This window comes from Bacillus sp. FSL R5-0512 (genome assembly GCF_038593295.1).
Taxonomy (GTDB): Bacteria; Bacillota; Bacilli; order Bacillales; family Bacillaceae; genus Bacillus; species Bacillus safensis.
In genome coordinates, this window is sequence record NZ_CP151982.1 from 800,338 (window position 1) to 826,923 (window position 26,586).

General features: G+C 40.2%; 25 protein-coding genes. 18 read left to right on the top strand and 7 right to left on the bottom strand.

The features are described 5' to 3' along the window. Positions 1-30: 30 nt before the first annotated feature. Positions 31-1,539 carry a helix-turn-helix domain-containing protein gene (locus tag NSQ25_RS03940; protein ID WP_214755657.1) on the bottom strand — a complete coding sequence of 503 codons (1,509 nt, stop codon included), beginning with the start codon at positions 1,537-1,539 and terminating at the stop codon, positions 31-33. Between the two features lie 709 nt (positions 1,540-2,248). Between NSQ25_RS03940 and NSQ25_RS03945 the strand changes: the two genes are divergently transcribed. The 4 genes from NSQ25_RS03945 to NSQ25_RS03960 all read left to right on the top strand — a co-directional run bounded on the left by NSQ25_RS03945 (position 2,249) and on the right by NSQ25_RS03960 (position 10,558). Next, positions 2,249-8,401 (top strand): SpaA isopeptide-forming pilin-related protein, encoded by a 6,153-nt coding sequence (locus NSQ25_RS03945; RefSeq protein WP_342497915.1) that lies wholly within the window; start codon positions 2,249-2,251, stop codon positions 8,399-8,401. 17 nt (positions 8,402-8,418) lie between these two features. Next, positions 8,419-9,021 carry a class D sortase gene (locus tag NSQ25_RS03950; RefSeq protein WP_326136686.1) on the top strand — a complete coding sequence of 201 codons (603 nt, stop codon included), beginning with the start codon at positions 8,419-8,421 and terminating at the stop codon, positions 9,019-9,021. Continuing rightward, entirely contained in the window at positions 9,014-9,340 is a 327-nt protein-coding gene (locus NSQ25_RS03955) for a hypothetical protein (protein ID WP_034283728.1), read from the top strand. The genes NSQ25_RS03950 and NSQ25_RS03955 overlap by 8 nt, the downstream gene beginning before the upstream one ends. Before the next feature lie 405 nt (positions 9,341-9,745). Then, positions 9,746-10,558, top strand: a complete 813-nt coding sequence (locus tag NSQ25_RS03960; protein WP_280806467.1) for a leucine-rich repeat domain-containing protein — start codon at positions 9,746-9,748, stop codon at positions 10,556-10,558. A gap of 93 nt (positions 10,559-10,651) precedes the next feature. Here the strand turns inward: NSQ25_RS03960 and NSQ25_RS03965 are convergent, their stop codons facing one another. The 3 genes from NSQ25_RS03965 to NSQ25_RS03975 form a co-directional block, all read right to left on the bottom strand. Further along, positions 10,652-10,966 (bottom strand): multidrug efflux SMR transporter, encoded by a 315-nt coding sequence (locus tag NSQ25_RS03965; protein ID WP_003217878.1) that lies wholly within the window; start codon positions 10,964-10,966, stop codon positions 10,652-10,654. Beyond that, positions 10,967-11,311: an SMR family transporter gene (locus NSQ25_RS03970; RefSeq protein WP_034283735.1), complete on the bottom strand. Its 345-nt coding sequence runs from the start codon at positions 11,309-11,311 to the stop codon at positions 10,967-10,969. Positions 11,312-11,392: 81 nt separating this feature from the next. Beyond that, positions 11,393-11,971: a TetR family transcriptional regulator gene (locus NSQ25_RS03975; protein WP_046314349.1), complete on the bottom strand. Its 579-nt coding sequence runs from the start codon at positions 11,969-11,971 to the stop codon at positions 11,393-11,395. A gap of 176 nt (positions 11,972-12,147) precedes the next feature. On the opposite strand from NSQ25_RS03975, the gene NSQ25_RS03980 reads away from it, so the two are divergent. From NSQ25_RS03980 to NSQ25_RS03995, 4 genes are all read left to right on the top strand, one after another. Continuing rightward, positions 12,148-12,693: a VanZ family protein gene (locus tag NSQ25_RS03980; RefSeq protein WP_034283737.1), complete on the top strand. Its 546-nt coding sequence runs from the start codon at positions 12,148-12,150 to the stop codon at positions 12,691-12,693. Further along, positions 12,694-13,158, top strand: a complete 465-nt coding sequence (locus NSQ25_RS03985) for a DUF6884 domain-containing protein (RefSeq protein ID WP_251232610.1) — start codon at positions 12,694-12,696, stop codon at positions 13,156-13,158. A gap of 152 nt (positions 13,159-13,310) precedes the next feature. Further along, a complete protein-coding gene (locus NSQ25_RS03990; RefSeq protein ID WP_070326760.1) occupies positions 13,311-13,940 on the top strand; it encodes a rhamnogalacturonan acetylesterase in 630 nt (209 codons plus the stop codon). Between the two features lie 153 nt (positions 13,941-14,093). After that, positions 14,094-15,134 (top strand): NAD(P)/FAD-dependent oxidoreductase, encoded by a 1,041-nt coding sequence (locus NSQ25_RS03995; RefSeq protein ID WP_034283741.1) that lies wholly within the window; start codon positions 14,094-14,096, stop codon positions 15,132-15,134. Between the two features lie 67 nt (positions 15,135-15,201). Here the strand turns inward: NSQ25_RS03995 and NSQ25_RS04000 are convergent, their stop codons facing one another. Then, on the bottom strand, positions 15,202-15,528 hold the full coding sequence (locus NSQ25_RS04000; RefSeq protein WP_034283743.1) for a YnfA family protein: 327 nt from the start codon (positions 15,526-15,528) through the stop codon (positions 15,202-15,204). Positions 15,529-15,884: 356 nt separating this feature from the next. Here NSQ25_RS04000 and NSQ25_RS04005 point away from each other — a divergent pair, with 356 nt between their 5' ends. The 6 genes from NSQ25_RS04005 (at position 15,885) to NSQ25_RS04030 (ending at position 19,726) form a co-directional block, all read left to right on the top strand. After that, positions 15,885-16,451 (top strand): sigma-70 family RNA polymerase sigma factor, encoded by a 567-nt coding sequence (locus NSQ25_RS04005; RefSeq protein ID WP_034283744.1) that lies wholly within the window; start codon positions 15,885-15,887, stop codon positions 16,449-16,451. Next, the gene (locus NSQ25_RS04010; protein ID WP_326136683.1) at positions 16,448-17,188 is read left to right on the top strand and encodes an anti-sigma factor; all 741 of its coding nucleotides are present in this window, start codon (positions 16,448-16,450) and stop codon (positions 17,186-17,188) included. Before NSQ25_RS04005 ends, NSQ25_RS04010 begins: the two co-directional genes overlap by 4 nt. A gap of 100 nt (positions 17,189-17,288) precedes the next feature. Continuing rightward, positions 17,289-17,792 carry a hypothetical protein gene (locus NSQ25_RS04015; RefSeq protein WP_065215145.1) on the top strand — a complete coding sequence of 168 codons (504 nt, stop codon included), beginning with the start codon at positions 17,289-17,291 and terminating at the stop codon, positions 17,790-17,792. A 90-nt stretch (positions 17,793-17,882) separates the two neighbouring features. Continuing rightward, positions 17,883-18,908, top strand: a complete 1,026-nt coding sequence (locus NSQ25_RS04020; protein ID WP_070326759.1) for a zinc-binding alcohol dehydrogenase family protein — start codon at positions 17,883-17,885, stop codon at positions 18,906-18,908. Then, complete coding sequence (locus NSQ25_RS04025) at positions 18,905-19,432, top strand: YfiT family bacillithiol transferase (RefSeq protein ID WP_070326758.1); 528 nt, start codon at positions 18,905-18,907, stop codon at positions 19,430-19,432. Before NSQ25_RS04020 ends, NSQ25_RS04025 begins: the two co-directional genes overlap by 4 nt. A gap of 12 nt (positions 19,433-19,444) precedes the next feature. Beyond that, entirely contained in the window at positions 19,445-19,726 is a 282-nt protein-coding gene (locus NSQ25_RS04030; RefSeq protein WP_034283749.1) for a hypothetical protein, read from the top strand. A gap of 22 nt (positions 19,727-19,748) precedes the next feature. Here the strand turns inward: NSQ25_RS04030 and NSQ25_RS04035 are convergent, their stop codons facing one another. Further along, positions 19,749-20,228: a MarR family transcriptional regulator gene (locus NSQ25_RS04035; protein WP_024425228.1), complete on the bottom strand. Its 480-nt coding sequence runs from the start codon at positions 20,226-20,228 to the stop codon at positions 19,749-19,751. 168 nt (positions 20,229-20,396) lie between these two features. Here NSQ25_RS04035 and mprF point away from each other — a divergent pair, with 168 nt between their 5' ends. The 3 genes from mprF to NSQ25_RS04050 all read left to right on the top strand — a co-directional run bounded on the left by mprF (position 20,397) and on the right by NSQ25_RS04050 (position 24,409). After that, the gene (gene mprF, locus NSQ25_RS04040) at positions 20,397-22,967 is read left to right on the top strand and encodes a bifunctional lysylphosphatidylglycerol flippase/synthetase MprF (RefSeq protein ID WP_034283750.1); all 2,571 of its coding nucleotides are present in this window, start codon (positions 20,397-20,399) and stop codon (positions 22,965-22,967) included. A 92-nt stretch (positions 22,968-23,059) separates the two neighbouring features. Then, positions 23,060-23,608 carry a thioredoxin family protein gene (locus NSQ25_RS04045; protein ID WP_070326757.1) on the top strand — a complete coding sequence of 183 codons (549 nt, stop codon included), beginning with the start codon at positions 23,060-23,062 and terminating at the stop codon, positions 23,606-23,608. Positions 23,609-23,941: 333 nt separating this feature from the next. Continuing rightward, on the top strand, positions 23,942-24,409 hold the full coding sequence (locus tag NSQ25_RS04050; protein ID WP_252050266.1) for a DUF393 domain-containing protein: 468 nt from the start codon (positions 23,942-23,944) through the stop codon (positions 24,407-24,409). 36 nt (positions 24,410-24,445) lie between these two features. Here the strand turns inward: NSQ25_RS04050 and NSQ25_RS04055 are convergent, their stop codons facing one another. Further along, on the bottom strand, positions 24,446-25,702 hold the full coding sequence (locus NSQ25_RS04055; protein ID WP_034283753.1) for a transcriptional regulator: 1,257 nt from the start codon (positions 25,700-25,702) through the stop codon (positions 24,446-24,448). 274 nt (positions 25,703-25,976) lie between these two features. Here NSQ25_RS04055 and NSQ25_RS04060 point away from each other — a divergent pair, with 274 nt between their 5' ends. Continuing rightward, the gene (locus NSQ25_RS04060; RefSeq protein ID WP_061110587.1) at positions 25,977-26,564 is read left to right on the top strand and encodes a nitroreductase; all 588 of its coding nucleotides are present in this window, start codon (positions 25,977-25,979) and stop codon (positions 26,562-26,564) included. Positions 26,565-26,586: the final 22 nt, after the last annotated feature.

Here is a 26,586-nt window from a genome sequence, read left to right on the forward strand (position 1 = left end):
AGAGCTCCTCAGCAGCTTTTCTTGTGAATATTAGTTTGTCATATCAACCAATCTTGAGTGCAGGTTGTCCAATTCTTTCTTTGTTGGAAAAGAGCTGATCAGCAGCGTAGGGCGTCCTAGTTGATTAGGAAGCTCAGTATCGGTCACAATCATATCAATCCCAAGTCGATCCATTGTCAGTTCATTTAATGTATTTTCTGGACTTGTGAAAATATGAATGAGAGGAGGCAATCTTAATTTAATTAAATCCGCAATCAACAAGCTATGATTATAACCTAATGTTGAAATGACAAAAATGTTCAACACGTTTCTCCGATCCATTTCCAAATGAACAAGCCCCCTCCAGTTAGAAGTAATGATACGAATCAATTCTCGTTCATTTTTCACTAAAGAAGCAAGTATATCGTCTGTTTTTAGCTCTTGGATGATATGAGTAATCCTCGAATAGAAGTAAGGAAGCTGTTTTTTTACCTCTGATAAATACCTCGATTTCTTTTTGAAAAGGAATCCATCTCTTACGGTAATTTCCCTAGAATACACATAATATTGGAGAAGAATCAGTGTCATCGCCTTGCGATTAGCCACCTCTTGATGAAAAATCAACTCCAATTGATTGATAAAGGAATGAATGGCTTCGAAGAGGTGTGGTGTATGCGATTGAAAGAACATCAATTTTTCTTCGACAGTTTCAATTGATTTATAATGGCCAATAGCTGGTTCAATCAATAGTAAAAAGACAAATTCGTGACGATCCAACGTAACACCAAAAGTGTCCTTTGTCATTTGGCAAACGTGTTCTTCCAAGTTTTTGATTTGATTATAGATACCTTTAGCTGTAGATGATTGTTTTTCCTTATCCAATGAGTACCTATAATTGCGTCGTATTGAAAAATTTTTCCTCACTCGGTGTATGGAAACGGCGAGCCATAGGCAAAATTTATCTATAGCCACATCAGGTAGATTGACTTCGAGCACCTGAAAAAGCTTATGTAAAAAATCAACTGCATCTTGCTTTTGAATATCATCGAATGGCCAAAGCCTGCTTCCATAGACTTCAAACAAAAATTCCACAAAAAATTGACGAATCTCCTTCTCATTCCCATGGAACTGCATACTATCTGGTCGTAACTCAATGTCATACGAGATAAGAAGCGAATTGATTTTATGAATGGTGTTATACAATGTGGATCTACTGATATTCAGCGTGTCCATCCATTCATAGAAAGACCTGTTTTGTTCAAAGAAAACGCCGTCAATCAATCGAATTTCAATCGTATCTTTTAGAATTTCTTTGATATAGTAGTCGACTCGTATCGTCTGTGTATAACAAATGGATATGCCTTGTCTTGGCTTTATGTGGATTAACGGCTCTCCGTTCTCTGTTTGGAACGACTTCATTTGTTCTAAATCGCTTTGAATGGCACGAACGGAACCGATATTTTCATTCGATATCTCTTGAAGGCTCCACCACTTATCTTTTGATACAAGCAGTTTTAAAATTTTTATCCATCTCTTTGATTTATTATCAATGAGCTCCATTAAACAACTAACTCCTTCCCTTGGCTTGCCTCTATATGATGAAGTTCACTTAAAGAACATTTGATTTTCTAAATAGGCATAAAATGATTTTAATGTTTAGGCTAAATCGTTTTGTCTTCACTTTTCATGATAAAAGAGAAAAAAATTAGACGAAAACAAATGTTATTCCCTGATTCTCCATATATTTCTTTTAAAAGGTGATAAGTAAGCCATGAATCCTATAAAAATGGATCATTTTAGATATTTAAGTTTATTTTTTTGCTGTTGAAACGGTAAATGTAAGAATAAAACGCAGCAGATTTTTGATTACCATATGAAAGGGAGTAGAAAGGAATGCGATTTATATAATGCTGAACTGACTCACCTTACATACGATATGATACATGCTTGTTTCATATGAACGAACCATATGTGAATACATGCTTATATATGCATGTACACATCGTTTATTGTTCATTCCAGTATAAATATAAAAATTCACATTTAATCTTTTCACGATCCTCTCACTATTCCCCATTTCTATAGACCCCAATCCATTTACTCAATCCACTACTCATGATGACCTTTCAAGCTCATGATTGATCAACTCATTTTATTCATAGGGTCTTAAGGTGCAATTTTTAGAAAATATTGATCAGAAGCGGGGTGATTGATCTGACAGTATACGAATGATTTTTTTATCGTTGTTGAAAATTAATTTTAGAAAAGGGTGGATGTATTGAAAAGAATATTGTCGCTGGCACTCATTACAGTGCTAGTCATACAGTCTAGTATATTAGGAGTCTTGCCTTTAGCAGGGGCACAAGCAAAAGAAATTCAAGAAAACATTTATGGGGATATTGAATTTGCTGATAGCGAAGGCAATAAGTTATCAAGCATGGAAGATCAGCAAGTAAGAAAGGCCACTGTGCATTGGTCTATAAAAGGAATTGATCTAAAAAAACAATATCCGTATGTTCTCACTCTTCCTTCAGCCATCCAGGTAGAGAAGGAGCAGAAGGAACCCATTACTGTGGGTGACATACTTGTTGGCGAGTATACCGTTTCAAAACAAAATGAAGTGACGGTGAAATTTAAAGAAGATGTTGAGATCGATCCAAATTTAGAAGGATCAATTGACATCGATGTCACCAGTATAACTCAGCAAGAAGAGAAAACAAAGCAAAATAAGGGTGAAGAAAGCCTTCCAAAAGATGACTCAATCTCATCTGAGAAAGATAAAGCTTCTAACAATCAAGAAGCCGCTCAAACGAAACAAAACGATGAAGATGAATTACTAAAAAACAAAGTGAGCGTATCTAAGCGTGCAGGGCTGCAAAGTGTTTCAAAACAAACGCTGATACAAGAAAATCTCCTTACTGATGCGAAATTAATCTTTGAAGATCAGGAAGGAAATTCAGTTGAGAAACCTGATATCAACTCGCTGATTTCCATTAACTATGAGTGGGCCATCCCGAACGGTCATAGCTATAATGGCGGGGATGAATTCCATTTCAAGGTTCCAGAGGAATTAGTGATTTATGAAAAAATCGATCGTCTTGAGATGAAGTTTAATCAGGCAACCATTGGTTATTTTTCTGTAGATGAGAGCGGAAATGCCTCCATCGAATTCACTGATTTTATTAAACAATATTCAAATATTCATGGAACACTTCAAGTGTGGACGCAATTAGATAAAAAAACTGTCATTACTGAAGAAAAAGAAGTGGTCATTACCCCGATTGAAGGAAAGGATAAAATATCAATCCCGATTCAATACATTCCAAATGGCCCAAACGTCTCTAAAAAGGGAGAACCAAATCGATCTTACAATGCTGAAACCATTCAATGGACAGTAGATTTTAATATGGATTTAGAAGATGTGAAACAAGCGAAACTGTTAGATCCGATTCAAGAAGGTCAGGCGTTGAAAAAAGATTCAATTAAGCTTTATCGTATTGATACAAAGCTAAATGGAGAAACATCGATTGGTCAGCTGCTTGACGAAAACCACTACACAATTGGCCAAACAGCAGATGGTCAAGATTTCACGATTGAATTTAAAGATGACGTTCATCTAGCTTACCGTTTAATGTATGAAACGGATATTACGAATCAGGATCAATCTGCATTTCGTAATAAAGCGTCCCTTGTTTCTGGTGATAAAGTGATCAGTTCAGCAGAAGGAACAGTGAATGTGACAAGAGGCAGTCCTTTAAATAAAAAAGCCGCGCACTACGACCCAGTCACACAAACAATTACATGGGAAATTCGTTATAACTATAACGAAAAAAAGATTGCTGAAAAGGATGCTTTGTTAGAAGACTTCTTTAACGGCACACAGGCGCTGATATCTGATTCCATTCAAGTCAAAGAAGTCACAATTGATCAGAATGGCAACGAAGCTGGAACAAAAGCGTTTGAAAATTATGTGGTTCAACCTCAAAAAAAGGATGAACAAAACGGGTTTACCTTGCAATTCAATCAAGATATTCAATCAGCTTATCTCATCACCTATCAAACAAAAGCAACCGAGCGAATTTTTGAATCTGAAGAGATTATCAATACGGTAACAGCTGGCAAAGAGAGCAAACAAGGGAAGCAAAGAATTGACCAGCAAATCCTAACGAAAAATCATGGAACACCGAATTACAAGACCAAGACCATTCCATGGCGTATCACCTTCAACAAAGATCAACAAACGATGAACAATGTGATATTAAAAGATACGTTTACAAACGAAGGATTGACGCTGCAAAAAGATAGTTTAAAAGTGACGACAGGTAATACAGTGCTTGAAGAAGGCACAGATTATCAAATCGTTGAACATGCAAATGGATTTGATATTCAATTTACGAAAGAAATAAAGACAGAACATACCGTCACATATACAACGTCTTTTGATTATGAAAAAAGAGCAGATAAAGACCAAAAGAACCTGCGTAATCATGTAAAGCTCGAATGGGTAAATGAAGATGGCAAGGATTTGACGAAGGAAAATCAGTCTGTCTTCACGCCTGACACATACACGCAGTCAAATGGCTTCAAAAACGGAACTTATAATGCAAAGAAAAAAGAGATCACATGGAATATCGGTGTGAACTATAACTTGAAACATTTAGAAGAGGCGAAAATCGAGGATTTCATTCAAGGAAATCAGCGTTTGCTTAAAGATTCAATCACCGTTTACTCGCTTGATTTACAAGGCGGGGAAAATGGAGCAGAAGAAAAAGAGGTATTAGCGAAAGAACATTATGACATCAAATTCCTTGAAAATGAAAAGGGAGAAACAGGCTTCGAAGTCATTTTCAAAAAAGCCATTGATTCCCCATACAAAATCACGTATCAAACAAGTGTTGAAGGAATGGATTTAGTACAGAAAACCTACGATAATAAGGCGACCCTTTATGATGGACAGACAAAAGAATCAGACGTGAATGCTGTAGTGTCCATTCCAAATGGAGGGAAATACACGAGCAAATCAGGAAATCAACAAGGGAAAGTCATTGATTGGAAACTGAATATCAACTTTGGTCAATCAACCGTCCAAGATGCGACGATTATAGATCATCCAAGCAGTAACCAAGCCATAATAGAAAACTCATTTCATCTCTATTCGACGACAATAGATGAAAAGGGGCAAGTGGCAAAAGGAGAAGAGCTGGAAAAAGGGAAGGATTATGAGCTAGACCTTGAATTCGATCCAGATTCTTTTCAAATTAAATTTAAAGAAGAAATCACGAGACCATATATTTTAGAATACCAATCTCTCATTTTAGATAAAGTGGGAAGTACACTTCAAAACGAAGTAACGTTTAGAGGTGAAAATGTAAAAGAAATCAAAAAGGAATCCGAAGCCTCAATTGTGGTCAAACGCACAGCTGGCATGGGAGATGGCACAGGAGCGATTGGTGCTTTAACCATTAAAAAGGTAGATGCAAGTACTGGAAAAGCGCTAAAAGGAGCAAGCTTTTCTCTGACAGATGCTGCGAGTGGTATCGTCATTGGAACAAAGGCAACAGATGAAGAAGGAGCTCTTCGATTTGATCGTCTTCTGTATGGTGACTATATCGTGACAGAAGAGAAAGCACCTGATGGTTATATTAAGACGAAGGAACCGATCCATGTAACGATTGATCAGCCTTACGAATCAGGAGATCAAGCGAAAACAGGAAATAGCATGACGGTGCAGAACCAAGAAATACGCCAGCATGTCAAATTAATGAAAAAAGACAAAGAGACAGGTGCTGCATTAGAGAATGCAGAATTTGAACTGAAAAATGAATCTGGAGAGACCGTCCAAACCCATTTGAAAACGGACGAAAAAGGAGAAATTCTTTTCAAACATCTTGAGCCAGGTTCCTATTATTTTGTGGAGACAAACGCACCGAAAGGCTATCAATTAAATCAGCAAAAATGGCCGTTCACCATTAAAGAAAATCAAACAGAAACAACAACTGTAACCGCCGTAAATGACATCATCAAAGGCTCTGCAGAATTGAGCAAAATAGGTGAAGGCGGAGAGAGACTAGAAGGTGCACAGTTCAAGCTATTAGATCAAGACGGGCATGAGTTAAAAGGTTCGCTTGTCACAGGAGAAAATGGCAAGATCACGATAAACGAACTAAGACCGGGTACGTATCAGCTCATTGAAACAAAAGCACCAGATGGTTATGTGTTAGATGAAACACCAATCAAATTTGAAGTACCACTTGATCCAAAGGAACCAGTCGTCATTTCGCAAAAGAACCTATATGAAACAAGTGCATTAGAAGTGATGAAAGAAGGGGAAGATGGCGAGAAACTTCAAGGTGTTCGATTTGAAGTCAGGGATCAAAATGACGAAGTTGTGCGTAAAGATTTGACAACAGATGAAGATGGGAAGCTTTTTGTCGATAACCTCAAACCGGGCAAATATCAGCTCGTAGAGACAGAGAGTATTGATGGTTACGAAAAGAAAAATAAACCTTATCCGTTTACCATCGAAGTCGCACAAAAAACACCAGCAGAGATCAAAGTGATCAATGATCTTAAAACTGGAGCTGTCCAGCTCACAAAGCTCGGTGAAAAGGATGATGTGCTTGAAGGAGCCGAATTTAAGCTTGTAGATGCAAATGGAAAAGAGATAAAAACAGGTCTCGTCACTGATCAGAACGGGAAGATCATCGTCAACGATCTGAAACCTGGAACCTATCAGTTTGTTGAAACGAAGGCTCCATTCGGTCATGAGCTTGACGAAACACCTGTCACTTTTGCTATTCCATTTAACCCTGAGAAGCTGGTCAGTGTGACAAAAGAAAATAGCCGCACTACAGGCGGAGTGCTGTTACACAAAAAAGGAGAAGATGGGAAATCATTAGAAGGAGTTGTCTTTGACCTATCTGATGCCAAAGGAAAGATAGTGGCAGGAGGAGAAGGGATTACAACCAATCAGGATGGAAAGATCACCTTCACAGGTTTAAAACCTGGAACCTATCAATTTGTTGAAAGAAAGAGTCTTGAAGGCTATGAATTGAGTACGAAACCACTTGCCTTTCAAGTTGAATTAGGTCAAAAAGAATTGATTCAAGTGGAGGCCATCAATCAGCTCAAGAAAGGTTCTGTAGAACTCACCAAAATAGGGGAAGAAAAAGAGAGATTGAAAGGCGCAGAATTTACCCTTTTCAATGACGATGGTAAAGAATTGATGTCAGGTTTAACAACCAATGAGAAAGGCATTATCAGTGTCAACGATTTGAAACCAGGCGCTTACCAATTGGTTGAAACGAAGGCTCCTTTTGGACATAAACTTGATGCAGAACCAGTAGACTTTAAGATTGATTTCAATCCTAAACAACTGGTGAAAGTGACAAAAGAAAATATTCGGACGACAAGTGCTGTGCAGCTTCAGAAAAAAGGAGAAGATGGTCAGTTGCTCAATGGAGTGACCTTCGATCTGCTTGATGAGCACGATCAACGTATAAAGAAAGACTTAAAGACAGATAAAAACGGTCAACTAACAGTCGATCAACTGAAGCCAGGCACCTATCGATTTGTCGAAACAGCAAGCATTGCCGGCTATGAATTGGATCAGACACCTGTCACCTTTACAATTCGATTAGGTCAAGACAAACCAGCAAAAGTAGAAATGATTAACAAGCTGACGCCGGGAGCAGTGGAACTGACCAAAGTGGATGATGAGGGACATACGCTGGAAAATGCAGAGTTTGCTCTTCTGAGTAAAGAAGGAAAAACGTTGAAGAAATCACTTGTAACGGACCAAAAAGGCAAGCTTCACATCAACGATTTAAAACCGGGACAATATCAATTCGTTGAAACGAAAGCACCTCATGGCTATCAATTGGATCATCAGCCGATCCTATTCACAATTGAGAAAAATCAGCAGAAGCCGCTTCAATTAACAGCGAAGAATCACTTGATCTTAGGAAGTCTGCGTATCATAAAGGTAGACCAGCAGACAGATAGAACCTTAAAAGGGGCAGCCTTTGACATTCGTACAAAAGCCGGGAAAACCATAAAATCTGTGACAACAGGAAAAGACGGAGAAGCGATTGTCAAAGGGCTTACACCTGGAGAATATATACTCACAGAGACGAAAGCACCAGATGGTTATGTAGCTTTAAAGAAGCCGCTCGCTTTTACAATTCAAATGGGCGAAGTGGAGATCAAGACAATGATTGTGAAAAATGCACCAGTGAAGAATGAAGAGGATCACACGAATCCTCCAGCTTCAGATAAAGGGGATCAGCATCCGCCTCATGACTCAAACGGTGAGCTGCCAAAGACTGGAGAAGAATGGCTGCGTTATATGATGTATGCAGGGATTTTACTAGTAGTGTCTGGAACTGTTCTCCTTGTTCTTAGAAGAAGAACCATTCAGTAAAAGGAAGGAGTGTATTGATGAAAAAAAGAACCTTATTAGGCAGCTTTTTGGTGGTCGCGGGGCTAATGCTCATCTCCGTTCCTTTTCTATATGAGTGGCGAACTTCTCAAGAGACAGCGGCAATGGAACAGGCATTAAAGATGATTGAAGAAAATGACAGTGATGCTCTTTCTACTATTCCACATCTAACTGTGTCAGAAGAAGACCTGCGAGATGTGATGGAGCTAGAGATCCCGTCAATTGATTTAAACGAAAAAGTGCTTCCTGTTACAACAAAAGAAAATTTAGGTATTGCACTGACTCAAATTAAATCTCATCAAATGCCAGGTGAAGGGAATTTCACGATTGCAGGGCATAGAGGGTATAGAGGCGACCGGCTTTTCAGGCAGCTGCCAGAGGTGCCGAAAGGAGAAAAGGTCGTCTTACATCATCAAGCGGAAACATACGAATATAAAATTGTCAGCTCAGCTACGATTGAACCGACGGATGTGGATGTACTAAAGGATCGCGGGAAAAATGAACTGACATTGATCACTTGTACACTTGATGGTCAGAAACGATTTGTCTTAAAAGGAATACGAATCAACGCTTCAAAGGGTGAGCAGCCATCGGATGTATAACACCAACATAATAAATGATGGATACGATGGAAAAGCAGCGCTCACGACCAGCATGTTACACCAATTGTTATCAGAGCATTATCCAACTTTAAAAAACGAACGTTGGGATGTTGATGTAGATACAATTCGGGCTTCGCCTATTCTCCACCCTTTATTAAAAAGAAAGCTGCCAGTTGGTATTGAAAAATTCACCTGTGTTTTGTTCGCGCAGCAGACAGCAGCTTTTGGAGAGCCTTTGATTGTGTACTTTTTATTGGATGAGAAAGGCGAATCGATTTACGCAATGGATTTCTTGCTTGAGCAGCAAGATACCCATTAAACGAGAAATAAAAAAAGAGGCTTTGATGAACGGGTTCGATTTTAAGGTAGAAAAATAAAATCAGTCATATCATGAGGACTCTAATTCGGATAAGAATTAGAGTTCTTTTATTTATATATAGGCATTTTACTAACTTTTATCTACTAAAATTAGCATATCAATTGGTAGAAGTCCGCTGCCTAGCAGATAGTCTCCAACGTTTAGATGATAAAGATTTTATAAAATGGATTGAAAACAGAGGTCATAATCACGATTGACGACCAAAGAAGATCATCTAGTTTTTATCCCTTCCCCTGTTTCTTCAGAAGAAATATCAGAAAGTGCTAAAGATAATAATGTGTTGACTCCAAAATACTGATAAAATTTATTTAGATATGCCCTAATTATAGGTGTGGAGGTAGAAGATTGCTAAAAGAAGACCCCCAATATATTTTTCATCATGATAAACGACCAGAAGTTGCTCATGATTTAGCCGATGTAGATGAAAATTCCACTGAGTTGTTAATCACAGGAAAAACAAAAAATATTGAAAGGTTGAAATCTTTTTCTAATCTGACGAAATTGTGGATTTACAAAGTGAACCAAAAGGAATTCAATACGATCTTGAGCTTAGTTAATCCCAAAATGCTCTATATGCGTGAACTGAGAGTAGAAGATTTATCAATCATCAGTTCTCTTAAAGATGTTGAGGTATTGGCACTTGAATGGAATACAAAGGCACAAAGTTTATGGGATTTATCAAAAAACACTTTTTTAAAATCTTTATCCATAACAGATTTTTCAAAGTTGAATGACATAGCCCCTTTGCAGAAAAAAACTGATTTAGAATGGTTAGAATTGTCAGGCGGTCTTTTTAATTCATTAAACTTAAATACTCTTCAACCTTTAAGATACCTCAAGAATTTAACATATCTGTGTTTATCAAATATAAAAGTGAAGGACGAGTCTTTAGAGCCGATATCGGAATTAGTGGGACTCAAGGAACTTGAAATTTCGAACCAATTCCCGACAGAAGAATATGCCAGGTTATCCGTAACCCTCCCAAATACGAAGTGTGATCGTTTTGCGCCATACATCTTTTTATCAAGTCCTATTGTAGATAAAGATGTGATGGTGATTGGAAAGCGAAAACCGAAATTAAATTCAAAAGTTGATGGGGAAAAGCTGCAAAAATACGAAGAACAATTTAAAGCGTACCAAGAAAAGTATATAAATTAACTTAAAAAGCAATGGAACATCAACTCCATTGCTTTTTCTATTGCTAATGTAATGGCTAATACCATCATAAACTTTTTCTTTCTTGTGACTCAATTACGCAAACAACTTCAGCCCAACCACACCAATCACAATCAGCAGCAAGCTGAGTATACGAATCATGTTTTTCGGCTCTTTAAATAGAATCATATTAAACAAGACAGAGCCCGCCGTTCCAAGTCCAATCCAGACCGTATAGGCGACGGATACTTGAACGGATGAGAACGAGGCGTACAAAAACAAAAAGGATAAGGCAAACCCGCCGACAAATAAAATGCCTGTCGTGATTTGCTTTTTCTTACTAAACATATTGAGGCCAATGGTTCCGCCGATTTCGCAGGCAGAGGCCAACAGTACAAAAAACCAGCCCATTTATACCGCTTCTCCTTTCTGCTCATGGGCATCTCCATCAGACACTTTCAGTCCGATAATTCCGAGAATTAAAATGCCCATAAATAAGAGCTTCTCTAATGAAAACGAACCGCCGAACAGCGCATAATCCATCAAAGATGTACCAATTGTTCCAACTCCGGCAAACACGGCGTACACGGTCCCTGTCGGCAGCTTCTCGCAGGCCTTCATTAAAAAATAAAAATCAACTGGGATCAGGCAGATAATGACCGCCCATTCCCACACAGCATCAGCTCTATTTAAACCAAACACCCAAAGTAATTCGAATAAACAAGTGAGTGCAACATACATCCAGCTTTTTTTCATCGTATTTCCCCCTAAAACTTTAAAAATGACGATTCGTCATTTTGAAACCAAAAAAGAGCGTACAGCAAGTGCTGTACTAAGTTAAGGTGTCTCTAAGCCAAGTGCGTAAAGAAGAAATTGCTTCACCTCTCGCTTTTGAATCAGAACCTCTTCTGTATCTGTTTCCGTAAATAAATACATTTGCTCAGCAGAAGATTCAAGTAAACCGATAATGAATTTGGCTGCATATTGACAGTTCAAATTCGCACGGACCCTTTTGTCCTGCTTTGCTTTTTCTAAAAAAGCAGCGACCCATTTGTAAATTGGCTCATAAATATCTTCCCATTCCTTTAAATGCTCGGTGGCGGCTAAGCCTGAGTAGGTCAGGGCAAGGACATCACGGTATTGCCTTGTAAAAGCGAAAATAAATTCAACAAGCGCATCTGCTTGATCGAGGACATCTGCATGCTGAGTTAATTCCTTTTCGATCGCAGGCACCATCTGTGCGATCAAATGTTCAGCGATAGCAGGCATGACGGAAAGCTTTGAAGGAAAATATAAATAAAACGTTCCTTGCGCTACTCCTGCTGCTTTCACAATATCCGAAATGGTCGTCTTTTCGATTCCTTTTTCTTTAAACGCATCAATCGCAGCAAGCATAATTTTTTCTCGTTTCGACATATCATCACCGGCCTTAACTGACTGAATGTCATTCAGTTTAGCGGGAAAATGACGATTTGTCAATATGGTTTTCTCTTCATTGAATGTGAGAATAAGTGATGAATAGATGCGGGCAAGCCTGAATAAGCTGTAAATATGGTCAAGCATCATCATGTGAGAAAGGGGCAGCTTTCTGTATGACATCCAGTGCTATGTTTTCCATTGCTTATTTTCTCCTGCTCGTCCCGCTCTATTTACATATGAGATACAGACAGGCAAAAAAGCACAATCGTTTTATTTATTTGCGGACAGAATTGGTTCTTGCCAGTCTGTTTATTTATACGAATGTTTTATTATATTTGACGGTCTTTCCAAATCGTTTTTCCGCCCCAAGAGATCAGGTGAGTGTTAATCTCTTGCCTTTGCAGTCCATTTATCAAAATCTTCACGCCTACCATCACGGCTATCCAAATCTTGTCTTTTTAAATTTAGCAGGCAACATATTGTTATTTGTACCACTCGGTTTTTTTCTATATCAAGCCTTTCGAACCATGCGCTGGCAAAAGGCGGTTCTTGGTGGCTTTCTCCTGTCAACCATGATCGAATTGCTCCAATGGATGTTCTCACAATCTGGTATCATTACAAGAAGCAGCGATATTGATGATATTCTTTTAAATACACTTGGCACAGCGCTAGGCTGTATCGTGTATCAGATCTATCGAAAAAGGAAGGAGAAAACCTGAGTGAAGCGAGTTTGTATCATTCCATGTGGCGCGAAGAAAATTTGGGACGTCGATCCAGAAGCAGGGAGCCAGCCGGCGAACCTCGTTTATTTAAGTCCGCTGCATCAGCGTACGAAAAGCTATGCCCAAACGTTTTTTTCAGACTGGATGATCTTATCAGCGAAGCACGGGTTCTTAAAGGCAGATGATATCATACATGAAAATTATGATGTTGCTTTTGGTACACCGCATGCTAAGCAGATCACACGAGAAGAACTGAGCCAGCAATTTCATCAAAAAAATCTTTTCGCATATGATGAACTGGTAGTACTAGGTGGGAAGAAATATCGAAAAGTGATCGACCCTTTATTACAGCCTCATCAAAAAGCAAATTATCCGCTGGCTCCATATAAAGGAATTGGCTACATGCTTCAGGCATTACATCAAGCAGTGGAATCAAAAGTAGAACTTCCGCCGCATATTTAACACATTCACATCTACCGGTAAGCAGGGTTTTGATCTTTAAAAAGAGAATAATTGAAATAGCGATGCTGATTGTTTCATATCTTTTCAGCAGCCACTAGGATGCCCGTATCGCTCGGGTGAAGTGGCTCAATGAAAAAGGGAGGCGTATGAACATGACAACCATCTATTTAGCTGGTGATTCGACCGTTTCATCATATCCAGATCGTCCTGTTCAAGGAGGATGGGGAGAGTTTTTACACCGCTATACAGCGCAAGGGGTGAACGTCGAGAACCGTGCCATTGGGGGAAGAAGCTCAAAAACATTCATTGAAGAAGGACGCCTTGATGACATATTGGCTGACATTCAGCCAGGAGACTGGCTTTTCACACAAATGGGGCACAATGATGCTTCCAAGGAAAAGCCTGAGCGGCATACAGATCCTTTCACGACGTATAAAAGCTACCTGTCTCAATATATTCATGGAGCAAGAGCAAAGGGGGCAACACCACTTTTACTCACGCCAGTCGGCCGTTTTCATGAAAAAGGCGGAGAATTTATCAATGATTTTCCTGATTATTGTGCCGCTATGAAAGAATTAGCTGATGAAGAAGAAGTCCTTCTTGTTGATTTAAATACGGCAAGCCTTCAGTTTTATCAAATTTCTGGTATAGAGAAAACGACCTCTTACTTTATGCTGTCAACAGGAATTGAGGATCGCACACACTTTACAAAAGAAGGCGCAGATGCGATTGCAAGACTTGTTTCTCTTGAATTAAAAGACCTTGGTTTAACCATTGTATGATGGATGACAGGACGAGTGAGCGCTCGTCCTGTTCTTTTTTTGAAGAAAGCTATTGATTCCCTTCACTAGAGTAGACTACAATAGACACATATGATAATGAGAATCAATATCACTGAAAAATAGATCATTCGATGGAAAACTGGAGGGACTCAAATGACAGATCAGCTTGAATTGTTTGACGTCACCATTATTGGCGGCGGTCCAGCAGGCATGTACACCGCCTTTTATAGTGGGATGCGGGACTTAAAGACGAAGGTACTTGAGTACAACGAAAGCCTTGGCGGGAAAATCCTTCTTTATCCTGAAAAGGTCATTTGGGATGTCGGCGGTTTGCCGCCAACAAGAGGAGAACAGCTGATACAGCAGCTGGAAACACAGGCGAAAACATTTGAACCAGAGATTGCACTGAATCAAAAAATCACGTCATTTGAGCGAGATGAACATAATCATATCCTGCTGACGGCTGAAAATGGTGATCGTCATTTGACAAAGACCCTCATATTAGCGATGGGTCACGGCATTCCAGTTCAGCGGAAACTTGAAATCGAGGATGCAGACCGCTATGAAGTGACAAACCTTTATTACACTGTCCAGGAGCTTAAGACATTTGCAGGGAAGCGGGTTGTGATTTCTGGAGGCGGCGACTCAGCGGTTGACTGGGCCAATGCTCTTGCACCGATTGCTGAAAGTGTCACCGTCGTGCATCGCCGAGACATGTTTGGCGGACATGAGAAAAACGTCGCCAACATGAAGGCAACTTGCAAACGAATTTTAACCCCGCATGAACTAACAGAGCTGCATGGTCAAGGCGACAAAATTGCTGCGGTCACCATTCAAAACATAGAGACAGGTGAAAAAGAACGAATCGAAACAGATGCTGTGATCGTCAATCACGGGATGAAAGGCGATTTAAGCGTGCTATCAGAATGGGGCCTCAAGCAAGGTGAATGGGGACTGATCGAGGTTAATGAAAAAATGGAAACCAATTTACCGGGCGTCTATGCGGTAGGCGACTTGTGTACACATAAAAGCAAGGTCCGCTTAATTGCCGGCACGTTTGTTGATGGAGTCAATGCACTGAATAGCGCAAAGCTGTACATCGAACCAGAAGCTGAAAAAGTGGCGTACGTTTCCTCTCATAACGAACGCTTTAAAGAGAAAAACAAAGAATTACAAACGGCTGGAGCTCGTTAAATCATTCAAATAACATAGCAAAAGTGCTGCCCGCATCGCATGTGGCAGCACTTTTTATATGGGTCCATTAACTGCGAGGCGCAAATAACATCACACTGACTCCAGCCAAACAAATCAAAGCACCCATCCAGTCATATAGATCAGGTGTTTTTCGATCGACCCACCAGCCCCAGAATACAGCAAGAATGACAAAAACACCGCCATAGGCAGCATAAACCCGTCCGAAAGTCGGGAACTGCTGGAAGGTCGGAATGATGCCATATGCAACCAAGATGAGGCTGCCGGCGATCCCGAAGCTGACAGGCTTTGCTTCACGCAGCCAAAGCCATACCAAATAGCCGCCGCCAATTTCTGCTAAACCTGCTAATAAAAAAAGAACAATCGTCACCATCATATACGGACACTCCAATTTCTCCTATTTAAAACCTATTATGACATGAGGAAAGAATGCGTTCTACCTCAATTGAATTGAGAGGGAGACGAGAGTTTGCTAAAATCAGCTGATCAGAGAGTGGTCACACATGGATTCTTGACTTTTGTACCACGAGTGATCCAAATGGTCTGTTATGTCGTAAAGTAAGTACATTCTCATGAGGAGCACACTTCCCTTTTCAGCGCTCTTTTTTTCTCCTTGAAAAAAGAGTAAAGTACAAGGTAGGCTTATTTCAGTAAATCGAGTGATAAGCAATACGTGAAGGATTTCATGATGAATACGCATGCTCTTTCTCATGAAAAAGGAAGGAGATGACCATGGACACATTGCAAGATTTTGAGCTGTATCAAAAGATCAAATATGATCGTCACAAGCCCTCGCTTGAAGTGCTGTACGATCGCTATGAACGTGTGTTATATTCGTTTATTTATAAAATGACTGGCAACCGTGAGCTCGCGGAGGAAGTGCTTCAAGAGGTCTTCATCAAGCTCTGGCGCGGCATAGGAGAATATCATACGGATAAAGGGAAATTCTCCTCGTGGTTATTTATGATGTCACGCAACACGGCCATTGATCTCATAAGAAAGAACCGGAATGAAACGGCTTTGGAAGATGAGCAGATTGAATATTTAGCTGATCATCAAGAAGATATATCAAAAGAAGTAGAATGGAACGAGGAAAAACAAATCATACGTGAAGCAGTATCTACATTGTCAAAAGAACAGCAAACCATCATAGAAGATGTCTATTTTAAAGGGATGACACAAAAGAGCATCGCGGACAAGCTGGGCATCCCTATTGGTACGGTAAAAGGAAGGGTTCGATTGTCATTGAAGCATTTGCGATCGAAACTGTCTCGCGGAGGAAAGGAGGAAGAGGCATGACTCAGTGTAAACATCAAGTGATTGATTATTTCAACGGGCATTTACAAGGAGAAGAAAAAACGCAATTTGAAGAGCACATCAAGCACTGCTCAGCTTGCAAAGAAGAGCTTGAAGAATTAACATCGCTCATGTCTGACATTCCATTTCTAGCAGGTGACCAAACACCTCCGGCAGGGATGAAAGACCGTATTTTATCCCAGGTGTTCGAAGAAGAGACAGTCGAAGAAAAGAACAGCCATAAAAAAGAGCTCAAGCCTGAGCCAAACGAAATCAAACCGCTGCAAAAGAAACGAAACCAGTGGCTCTTACCGCTCGTTGCGGCACTGCTTCTCATATCAGCAGCTGGAAATGTGTATTTCTTATCGAATGGAAAAGAACAGGCGGAAGAACCTGTCAGGGTTGTTGCCACAAAATCATTGGCATCGGCCGCATCACCAAAAACGACAGGTGCTTTTTCAGTAATAGAGCATAACGGCAAAAAAGAACTTGTGGTGAGTGCAGACGGCTTAAAGGGTCAGCTTGATTCATCTGCTGTTTATCAAGTGTGGCTTATTAAAGGAGATCAGCCGGTTCCAGCCGGTGCCTTTAAAACAGATAACAAGGGGGAAGGAACCGTCACCTATGCGTTATCTGAAAAAGAAGCAGGCGAATCATGGGATACCGTGGCTGTTACACTTGAACCAAAAAAGGATAACAAGCTCCCGCAAGGCCCTGTCGTACTCAGCGCTGCTTTTTAAGTTTGATTCATGAAAAGGATGCCTTCTTGGGGCATCCTTTTTTGATAGCGAAGGGGAACATTTTGGCAATTGAAACGTAGTACATACGGAGGTGAAACACATGAAAACATCTATAGAAAAAGACCTATTTCTCTTATCAGTCAGACACGCATTGATTGCCATTTATTTTCTTGTGATCCCATTTGCAGTCCCCATTTTTTATCACCCATCTCCTTTATCGATAGCGCTTATTGCACTATTTATAACTCATAACTTAGCAGAAAGTATCATTTGGTTCTACAAATCGAGAAAAATTAGAAAGCACCAATCTGCTGATTTATTAAAACGCGGGCAGCTCCTTAGCCAGCTCGTGCAAAGAGTTGAACAGCTCATCATCCTCGGTTTTGTGATTCTTTTGATCAATGAATGGATACAAGGAAGGGCGGATCTATCTACACTCTCATTCACTCTTTTTCTATTGACCGTTGTTTTTCTCCAGCACGTCCAGTTTTATTACGTTCAGCTATTTTTTAAAACGAGCAGCTGGTTCACTTATGTTCCTTCTTTGCAAAAGGCACGTCCTTCATACATGGCGAGGGAGCGAAACGCCCTGAAAAGGTCATAAATGTGCTGTCATTCGTTTGATCCAGCCATAAACATCAGAAAATTATGATAAAATGTGGAAAGAAAGAATGGAGAAGGGGAGTGCGAACGAGTGAAAGCAGTTGGACTATTGGAGTATTTGCCGATTGAGCATGAGCAAAGCCTGATGGATCAGGAGGTCGAAAAGCCTAAAGCGTCTGGCAGAGATGTACTGGTGAAGGTAGAAGCTGTGTCCGTGAATCCAGTTGATACAAAGGTGAGATCACCGAAGGATCAGAAGGAAGAAAAACTGAAAATACTAGGCTATGATGCAAGCGGCACGGTTGTTGAAGTGGGTAAATCGTGTACATTGTTTCAGCCAGGTGATCACGTATACTATGCGGGAGATATTACGCGTCAAGGCTCGAATAGTGAATACCAGCTTGTGGATGAACGTATTGTGGCGAAAAAGCCTGCCAATCTATCCTTTGCAGAAGCAGCCGCAATGCCCCTTACAACAATTACGGCTTATGAGGCTTTATTTGACCGGATGCATATGAAGCGGAATGCTGAAGGCTCAACCTTGCTGATCATTGGTGGTGCAGGCGGTGTTGGTTCTATCGCCATTCAACTAGCTAAATTAACGAAGGCAACTGTGATCGCTACCGCATCAAGACCAGAAACAAAAGAGTGGTGTCTGTCCTTAGGTGCCGATCATATCATTGATCATCATCAGCCGCTTTTAGCGCAGCTAGAGGAAAAAGGAATCGGCGAAGTGGATTTTATTTTATGCTTAAATGATACAGATGGACATTTCAAAGGCATGGCAGAAGCCATCAAACCGCAAGGAACGATCTGTACCATTGTCGAAAACCAGCACAACCTAGACATTCAATTACTCAAAAATAAAAGTGCGGCATTTGTATGGGAATTCATGTTCACACGCCCTATGTTTGAAACAGCGGACATGATCAAACAGCATGAGCTTTTGACAGAGGCGGGTGAGTTATTTGAGCAGGGAAAAATAACGCATACTTTAACAAAGGTTCTCAGTCCGATCAATGCTGCTAACTTGAAGCAGGCACATCAAACACTTGAGCATGGAAAGATGATTGGCAAATTTGTACTTGAAGGATTTGAGAAAGGGGAGAACGTATGACGTCATTACAATATCCGATTGGCTTATATGAACCGGTTGAAACAAAAACGAAAGCACAGCTTGAAGCATGGATTGATCAGCTGGCTGCAATCCCCGAAGAGTATGAAGCGGTGACTGCACCGCTTACAGATGCGCAGCTTGATACACCTTATCGGCCGGGAGGATGGACTGTTCGTCAGCTCATTCACCACGTAGCAGACAGCCATCTGAATGCATACTTACGATTCAAACTTGCTTTGACAGAAGATACACCGGACATACGTCCATATGATCAGGAGGGATTTGCCTCACTTCCTGACAGCAAGGCGCCCATTAGTTTATCCCTGCCTTTGATCAGCAGTCTGCATCGCAGGTGGGTCACTTTACTGCGGGGAATGTCAGAGGATGACTTCAACGCTTCTTATTATCACCCTGTCGATCAACAAACGGTGTCCTTATATAATGCAGCAGGAATGTATGTCTGGCATTCAAAGCATCACCTTGCCCATATCACGGAATTAATCAAAAGAAATCAGTGGAATTAAAGGAGTAAACGCATGTCTGGTAGAAGAATTGTCGGCGCCATGTTTATCTGTATGGCGGGATTGTTTTATATAGCGAAATATGTTCTTTTTGAGATACGTTATAGTAACAGCTTAGGCTCAGAAAGAACGATTGAGGAACTTGAACAGCTGCTTCCTGGCGGTACGTGGATCAGCATCTTTTTTCTCATCATTGGCTTAGCCTATCTTTTATGGGATGACAGGGAAGTTCTTCAAAAAAATTTCGTCCTCTCAGATAAACAAGTAGAAGAAATAAAAAAGACGGACCTCAAGTGACCGTCTTTTTTCCTTTTCATATTTAGCCGCGTTCAGGACGCAGTGCTTTTTCTAAGATAGCAAGGCCTTCATTGACTTTTTCTTTTTCCTCGTCATTGAGCCGCTGCAGGGAATTTTTGATTTTTTCGTGTCCTTTTTGATAAATACTTCTGAAAATATTTTTCGCTTCCTCTGTCAGCTCTACGACAATGATTCTCCGGTCACGCTCAGAGTGCTTTCGCACGACAAAGTTAGATTGTTCTAACCGGTCAAGCAGGCCTGTCATATTGGACAAAGAAGCGCCCATTTTTTCAGCGATTTCGGATACTTTGAGAGAGCCATGGTTATTGAGCAGCATGAGCACCTTCATTTGAGGCATACTCATATCAAGCTTCATCCATTCAGAAACATCTCCAAGACCTGCAGCTGTGAGCACTTTCATATAAAGAACCCATGTCTTTTTTTCTTCTGGAGATAGAATCTCTTCTTTTAATACGGTGGTGTCATGAATATTATATTCCACGCTTGTTCACTTCCTTTAAGCGGCTCTTTTTCTTTATATTACTGATTTTTACTTCTAATTGAAAGGTTCGTCAAGCTTTTAAATGTTAAACTGCATGAATTAAGTGGTATTTGTTGTATAATAATGTTCAGTTGAAATAATGAAGCAACCTAGAAAGTTGGGAAAAACATGTGGAACAAAAAAACGGGTATGACGATCTTAAAAATGCTTTTTCCGATCGTCATTATCCTTGTCTTAATCTTCGTTGCGAAGCAGGAGCTGAGCGGACTTTCCATTAAAAAGACGTTTTATATTATTGACAGCTTGAACCGAATGGACTTGTTTATTCTTGTCTTTCTTGGACTTGTCGCGGTTTTATCGATGTCCTTATATGATTTTATTTTACGAAAAAGCCTGAATATGCCGATCAGCGGCTGGAAAACGATACGCATTTCATGGATTGCAAACTCCTTTAACAGTGTTCTTGGATTTGGCGGTCTATCAGGAGCAGGGCTTAGAACGCTTCTCTATAAAGAGTACATAACAGATACGAAAAAATTGCTGAAAGGCATTGCCCTTTTGACTTCCTCTGTCCTTTTGGGCTTATCTATTTTCAGTGATTTGATCTTGGTCAGGGTGCTTCCAGTTGAAAGTATTATCAGCCAGGAGCCGTGGCTATGGGCATTTGTCATTATCTTTGCCTGTATTGTACCGATATATATCGTCATGGCATCCATTCGAAAAAGCTCGATTGAGAGCGGTGAAAATGGACTGAAGCATCCAATTTACGCTTATATCGGGGCATCGTTTTTAGAATGGCTGGCAGCTGGACTTGTCATGTACATGGCTGTCGTCTCTATGGGGATGAATGTCGATGTCCGAATTGTCTTAGGTGTATTTGCGATTGCGTCAATCGGCGGTTTAATCAGTATGGTTCCGGGCGGCTTTGGTTCGTTTGACCTTATCTTTTTACTGAGCATGCAATACATTGGTTTTGATAAAGAGATGGTGCTGACGGCGCTCGTCTTGTACCGCTTCGTGTACTCGATTTTCCCGTTTATTTTAGGGCTTTGTCTAGCTGCTTACGATTTAACGGGAACGACGCTTAGACGTCTTGAAGGCAATCCGAAAATGGCACCTGCCATTGAAACAACGAACGTTTTAATTGTTTTGCACCGTGCTTTATTAATCCGTTTATTGTACGGATCTTTATCGATTTTAACCTTTGGAAGCGGCTTGCTTATCATGGCATCTGTTGTGCTTCCAGTCGATCGATTAGGTGTGATTACCAGCATTCCGCGCTTTCTGTTATCAGGATTTAATGGTCTTTCTTTAATGTTCGGAATCATTCTGATGATTTTGTCCATTGAAGTGTATAAAAGAACGAAAAGATCGTACGTGCTGACAATGATCTCCTTAGCAGGAGGTTTTGTGTTTACTTTGTTAAAGGGGTTTAACCTCAGTCTGATCTTTATTTTGCCAGTCATCATGGCTGTGTTTTTCTCTCTTCGAAATCAATTTGTGAAGCAGCAGGCACCTTACTCCTTAAATCAGTTTGTGACGGCTGCCGCTGGTTATTTATTCGTGCTCTTTAACTATAATGTGATTGGCAACTTTATTTGGACAAAAATCGGGCATTTCTTGAGTAAGGATTACTTGGTGCATAATGAACGGCATATCACGATGACAAGTATGATCGCTCTCATCGGTGTACCGCTTTTCTTCTTCATTAGTAAATTGATTTTTAATAAGAAAGCCTTTCCGATTGGAGAAAAAGCAGATGATGAAAAATTAAAAACGTTTTTAGAAGAAAAGGGCGGAAATGCCCTCAGTCATCTTGGCTTTTTAGGCGACAAAAAACTATTTTTCTCAAGTGATGGAGAAGCAATGCTTCAGTTTGGGCGAATTGGCCGCTGCGTCATTGTGCTCGGAGATCCATCTGGACGTGAGGCGTCTTATCCGCTTGTACTTGAAGAGTTTTTACAGGAGACAGAAAAAGCCGGCTACCGCGTCGCTTTTTATCAAGTAGAACGAGAAGGGATGGCTCTTTATCATGACTTAGGCTTTCACTTCTTTAAGCTTGGGGAAGAAGCCATGGTCGATTTAGAAACGTTTACTCTGTCAGGTAAGAAAAAATCAAATTTACGAGCTGTGGCGAATAAATTTGAACGAGAAGGCTACACCTTTGAAATGCTGGAACCTCCCTTTTCAAATGAGTTGATCTCCACCTTAAAACAGATCTCTGACAGCTGGCTCGGAAAGAAAAAAGAAAAAGGATTTTCGCTCGGTTATTTTCAAGAAGACTATCTTCAAAAAGCACCGATTGCGATTCTAAAGGATGAGCAAGGGCAGATCATTTCCTTTGTATCATTGATGCCGATGTATCAAGAAGGGGAGATTTCCATCGATTTAATGCGTCATATGCATGATGCACCGAACGGGATGATGGATGCGCTGTTTATCCACCTGTTTCAATGGGCGAAAGAAAGAGGCTACAAATCGTTTAACATGGGAATGGCACCTTTATCGAATGTGGGGACGTTCCATCAGTCCTTTCTCACGGAGCGTTTGGCGAGTGTTATTTTCAACAATGTCAGATACATGTACAGCTTCAGCGGTTTACGGTCATTTAAACAGAAATATAAGCCTGAATGGCGCGGGAAATATTTAGCATATAAAAAGAATACGTCACTGCCTGTCACAATGGTGCTAGTCACCAAGCTGATCGGGATGGACCCAAATCGAAAGCGGCGTCCATAAACCAAAAGACCTTTACCTTTCACTAGGTGAAGGTTTTTTTAGACAAAAGAATAGCAAAAGTGGTAAAGTTGAAGGGTAAGGGGGATGTTCATATGACATTAAATGAATGGTTTACAAAGGGATTAGCTGAACGTACATATGTACACAACATGGAGAAAAACCGGGAAAATCTGCTCACGGTGTACAACCAGTATGCAATTCATCAAAAAGAAAAAGAGCTGCTTCAAAAGCTGCAAAAGAAAAAGCTCCGAGCGCTTGTCATCACAGCGGATTGGTGCGGAGATGCGATGGTCAATGTTCCGATTTTCATGCGTATTGCAAATGAAGCACTCATTGATGTGCGCTATTTCATTCGGGATGAGAATCAAGACCTGATGGATCAGTATTTAACGAACGGGACCGCAAGATCGATTCCGATTATCGTCATCATTGATCAGGACGGGAATGAAGTGGGCAAATGGGGACCTCGCTCAGCAGAAGCACAGCGCTTTGTCGATGAGAAAAAACCGGACAAAGATGCACCTGATTTTGAAGAAGCTTTTCGAGTATTTGCGAAAGAAGCCGCACATCACTATACGACCGACCGTTACTTATGGAAAGATATTGAGAAAGAAATAGTAGAAGTTTTGGCAAAAATATAAACCAAAAGACTACTTCGCCGCAATGGGAAGTAGTCTTTTTTTATCTTGTTTTTGCGTTTTACCTACAAAACCACCGCATAAAGATGTAGAAAACCGCAGAATTCTATCAAATACCGCAGAAAACCGCAAAGCACCACGATTTTCCCAACCACTTTTAGTTGAAAAACCTCATATATGCCATGAAATCAATGATTTTGCCCTTATCCAAAGGCTCATATAACGCACAACGGTTGGCTTTTTCCCAATACAAGAGGCCCAGCAACTATAGTAATCTAGTTGTAATCTCCTTTGAACGAACTAAAAAAATGACGGAAAAGGACAGGCGATCAATTTATGAAAAAAATCATTTATCTCGATCAAGAAAAAAAGAAGCTCGCTGAATCGAAAAAAAGAGAACAGCGTTCCATTAAATCACTGAGGCTGCTTGTGTTTTATGACGGACAAAGTCCTGCATGTGCAAAAATGATTGATTTATTAAGATCACTCGATTGGAAAAATCGGATTCACTTTGAATCCTTTAGACACTCGCAGCTGCTCAGGCTGAATAAAATCAGTGAAGAGAAGGCGGAAAAACGAATTGTGTCTATTTCCCTAGCCAAAAATCAAAAAAATTCAGGGATTTATACTTGGCTGCGTATGGCCTGCCATATCCCTGCTTTATGGGGAATGGTCCCATTCATCTTGCTCAGTATTTGGCTTGGCTTTGGACAGCATGCGTACGATTTCTTTGCAAAAAGACGGTATATTCATTCTGTCAAACGGGTGAACCATCATGACACAGATCAACAAGAGACCATTTAATAAATAGAAAAAGCATGACCTTCGATCGGCAGAAGGTCATGCTTTTTTGTAATAGGGAAGATATCCCGCTAAATGATCAAGAAGCTTCTTTGTATAGGACTGATACGTCTGCTCATCAAGCTCAGCACCTGCATAGGTAAGTAAGGTTCTAAGAGCAAACAAATATTCACTGTGCAGCTCATTGTGTTCAAAGTAAGGAAGGGCTGCTTCGACCAAATAGGTTTTCAAATCAAGAGGGTTTTCCTCAATCATCAATTTATAGATTTTGATCATATATAAACAGTTTGGCTGAATACGAGGCTGTTTTAACAGCTCGTGTATGTAGGGAAGTGCTTTTTTGCGGTCATATTCAGCATATAGTGTCGCAATTTCATATAGCGTTTCACAGTAACGATCTTCTATCTGTTCTTGATTAAAGTAATTGAGTGAATCTAGTAAATAAGGCACAGCTGAAGAGAAATCACCTTCACGTTTTAAGAGCACCCCGTAATAAAAATAAGCGGACATTTTAATAAAGGCATCAGGGTGAAGGGACGTGTGCAAAATCACTTCCTTTATATATTTCTTCGCAGTTTGATAGGCTTTTAGTTCAAGTGAGATCACGCCGTGAATAAGGGTACAGTGAATAATCCGCTTGAAATTGTTCTTTTGTCTATATAAATCCATCGCTTGATGTGTCGCTTCAAGCGCATCACCCAGCTGTCCCAAGTTTCCAAGTGCTTTTGCATAGTGATAATACAAATCACTTTGTTCAACTGAAGCGTAGGAAAAGCAGCTTTCAAGCTTTTTCAGCCCATCTTCAAGCTGACCAATTTTAATTTGATGAATGCCGTCAAGATATTCAAAAATTTCTTTTTCCGTTTCAATAAAGGTTTTTTCGAATTTTTTGAGCACGCGGTGTGTTTTTAAGGCAAGCGGCTGTTTATCCGTTAGTAAATAAAATTGAAATAAGGACAAATGATACTGAATGCCTAAATCGAGCGAAAAGAACTGCTCCTCGTGCTGAATGATCATTTCTGCATTTTGTTCAGCCTGATCGAGAGCATAGAAATACATATTCATTTGAAACTCATCCAAAAGTGACAGGAGATGACGCGCCTTTTGTGACAGCTTTTCTTGGCTGATGCCAAGCCGTTCAAGCAGCAGATTGATCGTATCTTGATTGGCCTCCTTTGAGCCATTTTCAATTTTACTTAAATGAGAGACAGAACAAATTCCTTCTGCCAATTCAGATTGGGTCATATTTTGTTTATAACGGTAGAGTTTAATGATTTGTCCAATATTAATTTTCATTCCATCCAGAAGCCTCCCTTCCAATCATGGTTGAAAGCCTTTTGACAAAAAAACAAGATCAGACAAAATGGGAATACTTGAAAATCATTTCATCATCTTGGCTTTTTTCTCAAAATTTGTTTAAAACGTAATATGATTGTAACATTACTTGAAAAAGTCAAACAACTATTTAGCAGACGGGGAGAAGAGATACTTGATTTGCAACTGCACGCGATGACGTTTATAATGTGAATGAGAATCAATTTCAATTAAGTTGATTGAAAGGATGACATTTATGCCAGAAATGAAACAACAAACAGAAGCGTTAACGGTTCGAGACGCTGTCAGATATAGACGATCGATTCGAAAATTCAAAGACACACCGGTGACGATTGAGCAGCTTCAGCCGCTATTAGAGGATGCAGTCTATGCACCTAATCATAAAATCACGGAGCCGTGGCGCTTTTTATATGCGGTGACGGATGAAGCCAAAGCGACTTTTGTAGAGCGCTTCATTGCTTTCTTTCAGCGCAACAACCCAGATGCAAAAGAAGAAAAAATCAATCAATACAGAGATTACTTTTCTAAGGTCCCAGCGCTTTTACTTGTCGTGCTAAAAGAAGACGAGAACCCTGTAGTGAGAAATGATGATTTTGCCGCTGTCAGCGCGCTCATTCAAAATCTTCAGCTGCTTGCGTGGGATCAAGGGATCGGTATGGTGTGGAAGAGCGGACGTATTTTATACGACAAAGGCTTTCAACAAGACATGGGATTAAAGGAAAACGAACGGTTTGCTGCGATCCTTCATATAGGTTATCCAGAAGAGGTGCCTGAGGAAAAATCACGCCAGAAAGCATCAAGTCTTCTTACTGAAATCAAATAAAAGAAAAGCAGACCGCTGAATA

Coding starts and splice junctions, on each gene's coding strand:
- NSQ25_RS03940 (WP_214755657.1), bottom strand. CDS start 1,539: ATGGAGCTCATTGATAATAAATCAAAGAGATGGATAAAAATTTTAAAA.
- NSQ25_RS03950 (WP_326136686.1), top strand. CDS start 8,419: ATGAAAAAAAGAACCTTATTAGGCAGCTTTTTGGTGGTCGCGGGGCTA.
- NSQ25_RS03955 (WP_034283728.1), top strand. CDS start 9,014: ATGTATAACACCAACATAATAAATGATGGATACGATGGAAAAGCAGCG.
- NSQ25_RS03965 (WP_003217878.1), bottom strand. CDS start 10,966: ATGGGCTGGTTTTTTGTACTGTTGGCCTCTGCCTGCGAAATCGGCGGA.
- NSQ25_RS03970 (WP_034283735.1), bottom strand. CDS start 11,311: ATGAAAAAAAGCTGGATGTATGTTGCACTCACTTGTTTATTCGAATTA.
- NSQ25_RS03975 (WP_046314349.1), bottom strand. CDS start 11,971: ATGTCGAAACGAGAAAAAATTATGCTTGCTGCGATTGATGCGTTTAAA.
- NSQ25_RS03980 (WP_034283737.1), top strand. CDS start 12,148: ATGACATCCAGTGCTATGTTTTCCATTGCTTATTTTCTCCTGCTCGTC.
- NSQ25_RS03990 (WP_070326760.1), top strand. CDS start 13,311: ATGACAACCATCTATTTAGCTGGTGATTCGACCGTTTCATCATATCCA.
- NSQ25_RS03995 (WP_034283741.1), top strand. CDS start 14,094: ATGACAGATCAGCTTGAATTGTTTGACGTCACCATTATTGGCGGCGGT.
- NSQ25_RS04000 (WP_034283743.1), bottom strand. CDS start 15,528: ATGATGGTGACGATTGTTCTTTTTTTATTAGCAGGTTTAGCAGAAATT.
- NSQ25_RS04005 (WP_034283744.1), top strand. CDS start 15,885: ATGGACACATTGCAAGATTTTGAGCTGTATCAAAAGATCAAATATGAT.
- NSQ25_RS04010 (WP_326136683.1), top strand. CDS start 16,448: ATGACTCAGTGTAAACATCAAGTGATTGATTATTTCAACGGGCATTTA.
- NSQ25_RS04015 (WP_065215145.1), top strand. CDS start 17,289: ATGAAAACATCTATAGAAAAAGACCTATTTCTCTTATCAGTCAGACAC.
- NSQ25_RS04025 (WP_070326758.1), top strand. CDS start 18,905: ATGACGTCATTACAATATCCGATTGGCTTATATGAACCGGTTGAAACA.
- NSQ25_RS04030 (WP_034283749.1), top strand. CDS start 19,445: ATGTCTGGTAGAAGAATTGTCGGCGCCATGTTTATCTGTATGGCGGGA.
- mprF (WP_034283750.1), top strand. CDS start 20,397: ATGTGGAACAAAAAAACGGGTATGACGATCTTAAAAATGCTTTTTCCG.
- NSQ25_RS04045 (WP_070326757.1), top strand. CDS start 23,060: ATGACATTAAATGAATGGTTTACAAAGGGATTAGCTGAACGTACATAT.
- NSQ25_RS04050 (WP_252050266.1), top strand. CDS start 23,942: ATGAAAAAAATCATTTATCTCGATCAAGAAAAAAAGAAGCTCGCTGAA.
- NSQ25_RS04055 (WP_034283753.1), bottom strand. CDS start 25,702: ATGAAAATTAATATTGGACAAATCATTAAACTCTACCGTTATAAACAA.
- NSQ25_RS04060 (WP_061110587.1), top strand. CDS start 25,977: ATGCCAGAAATGAAACAACAAACAGAAGCGTTAACGGTTCGAGACGCT.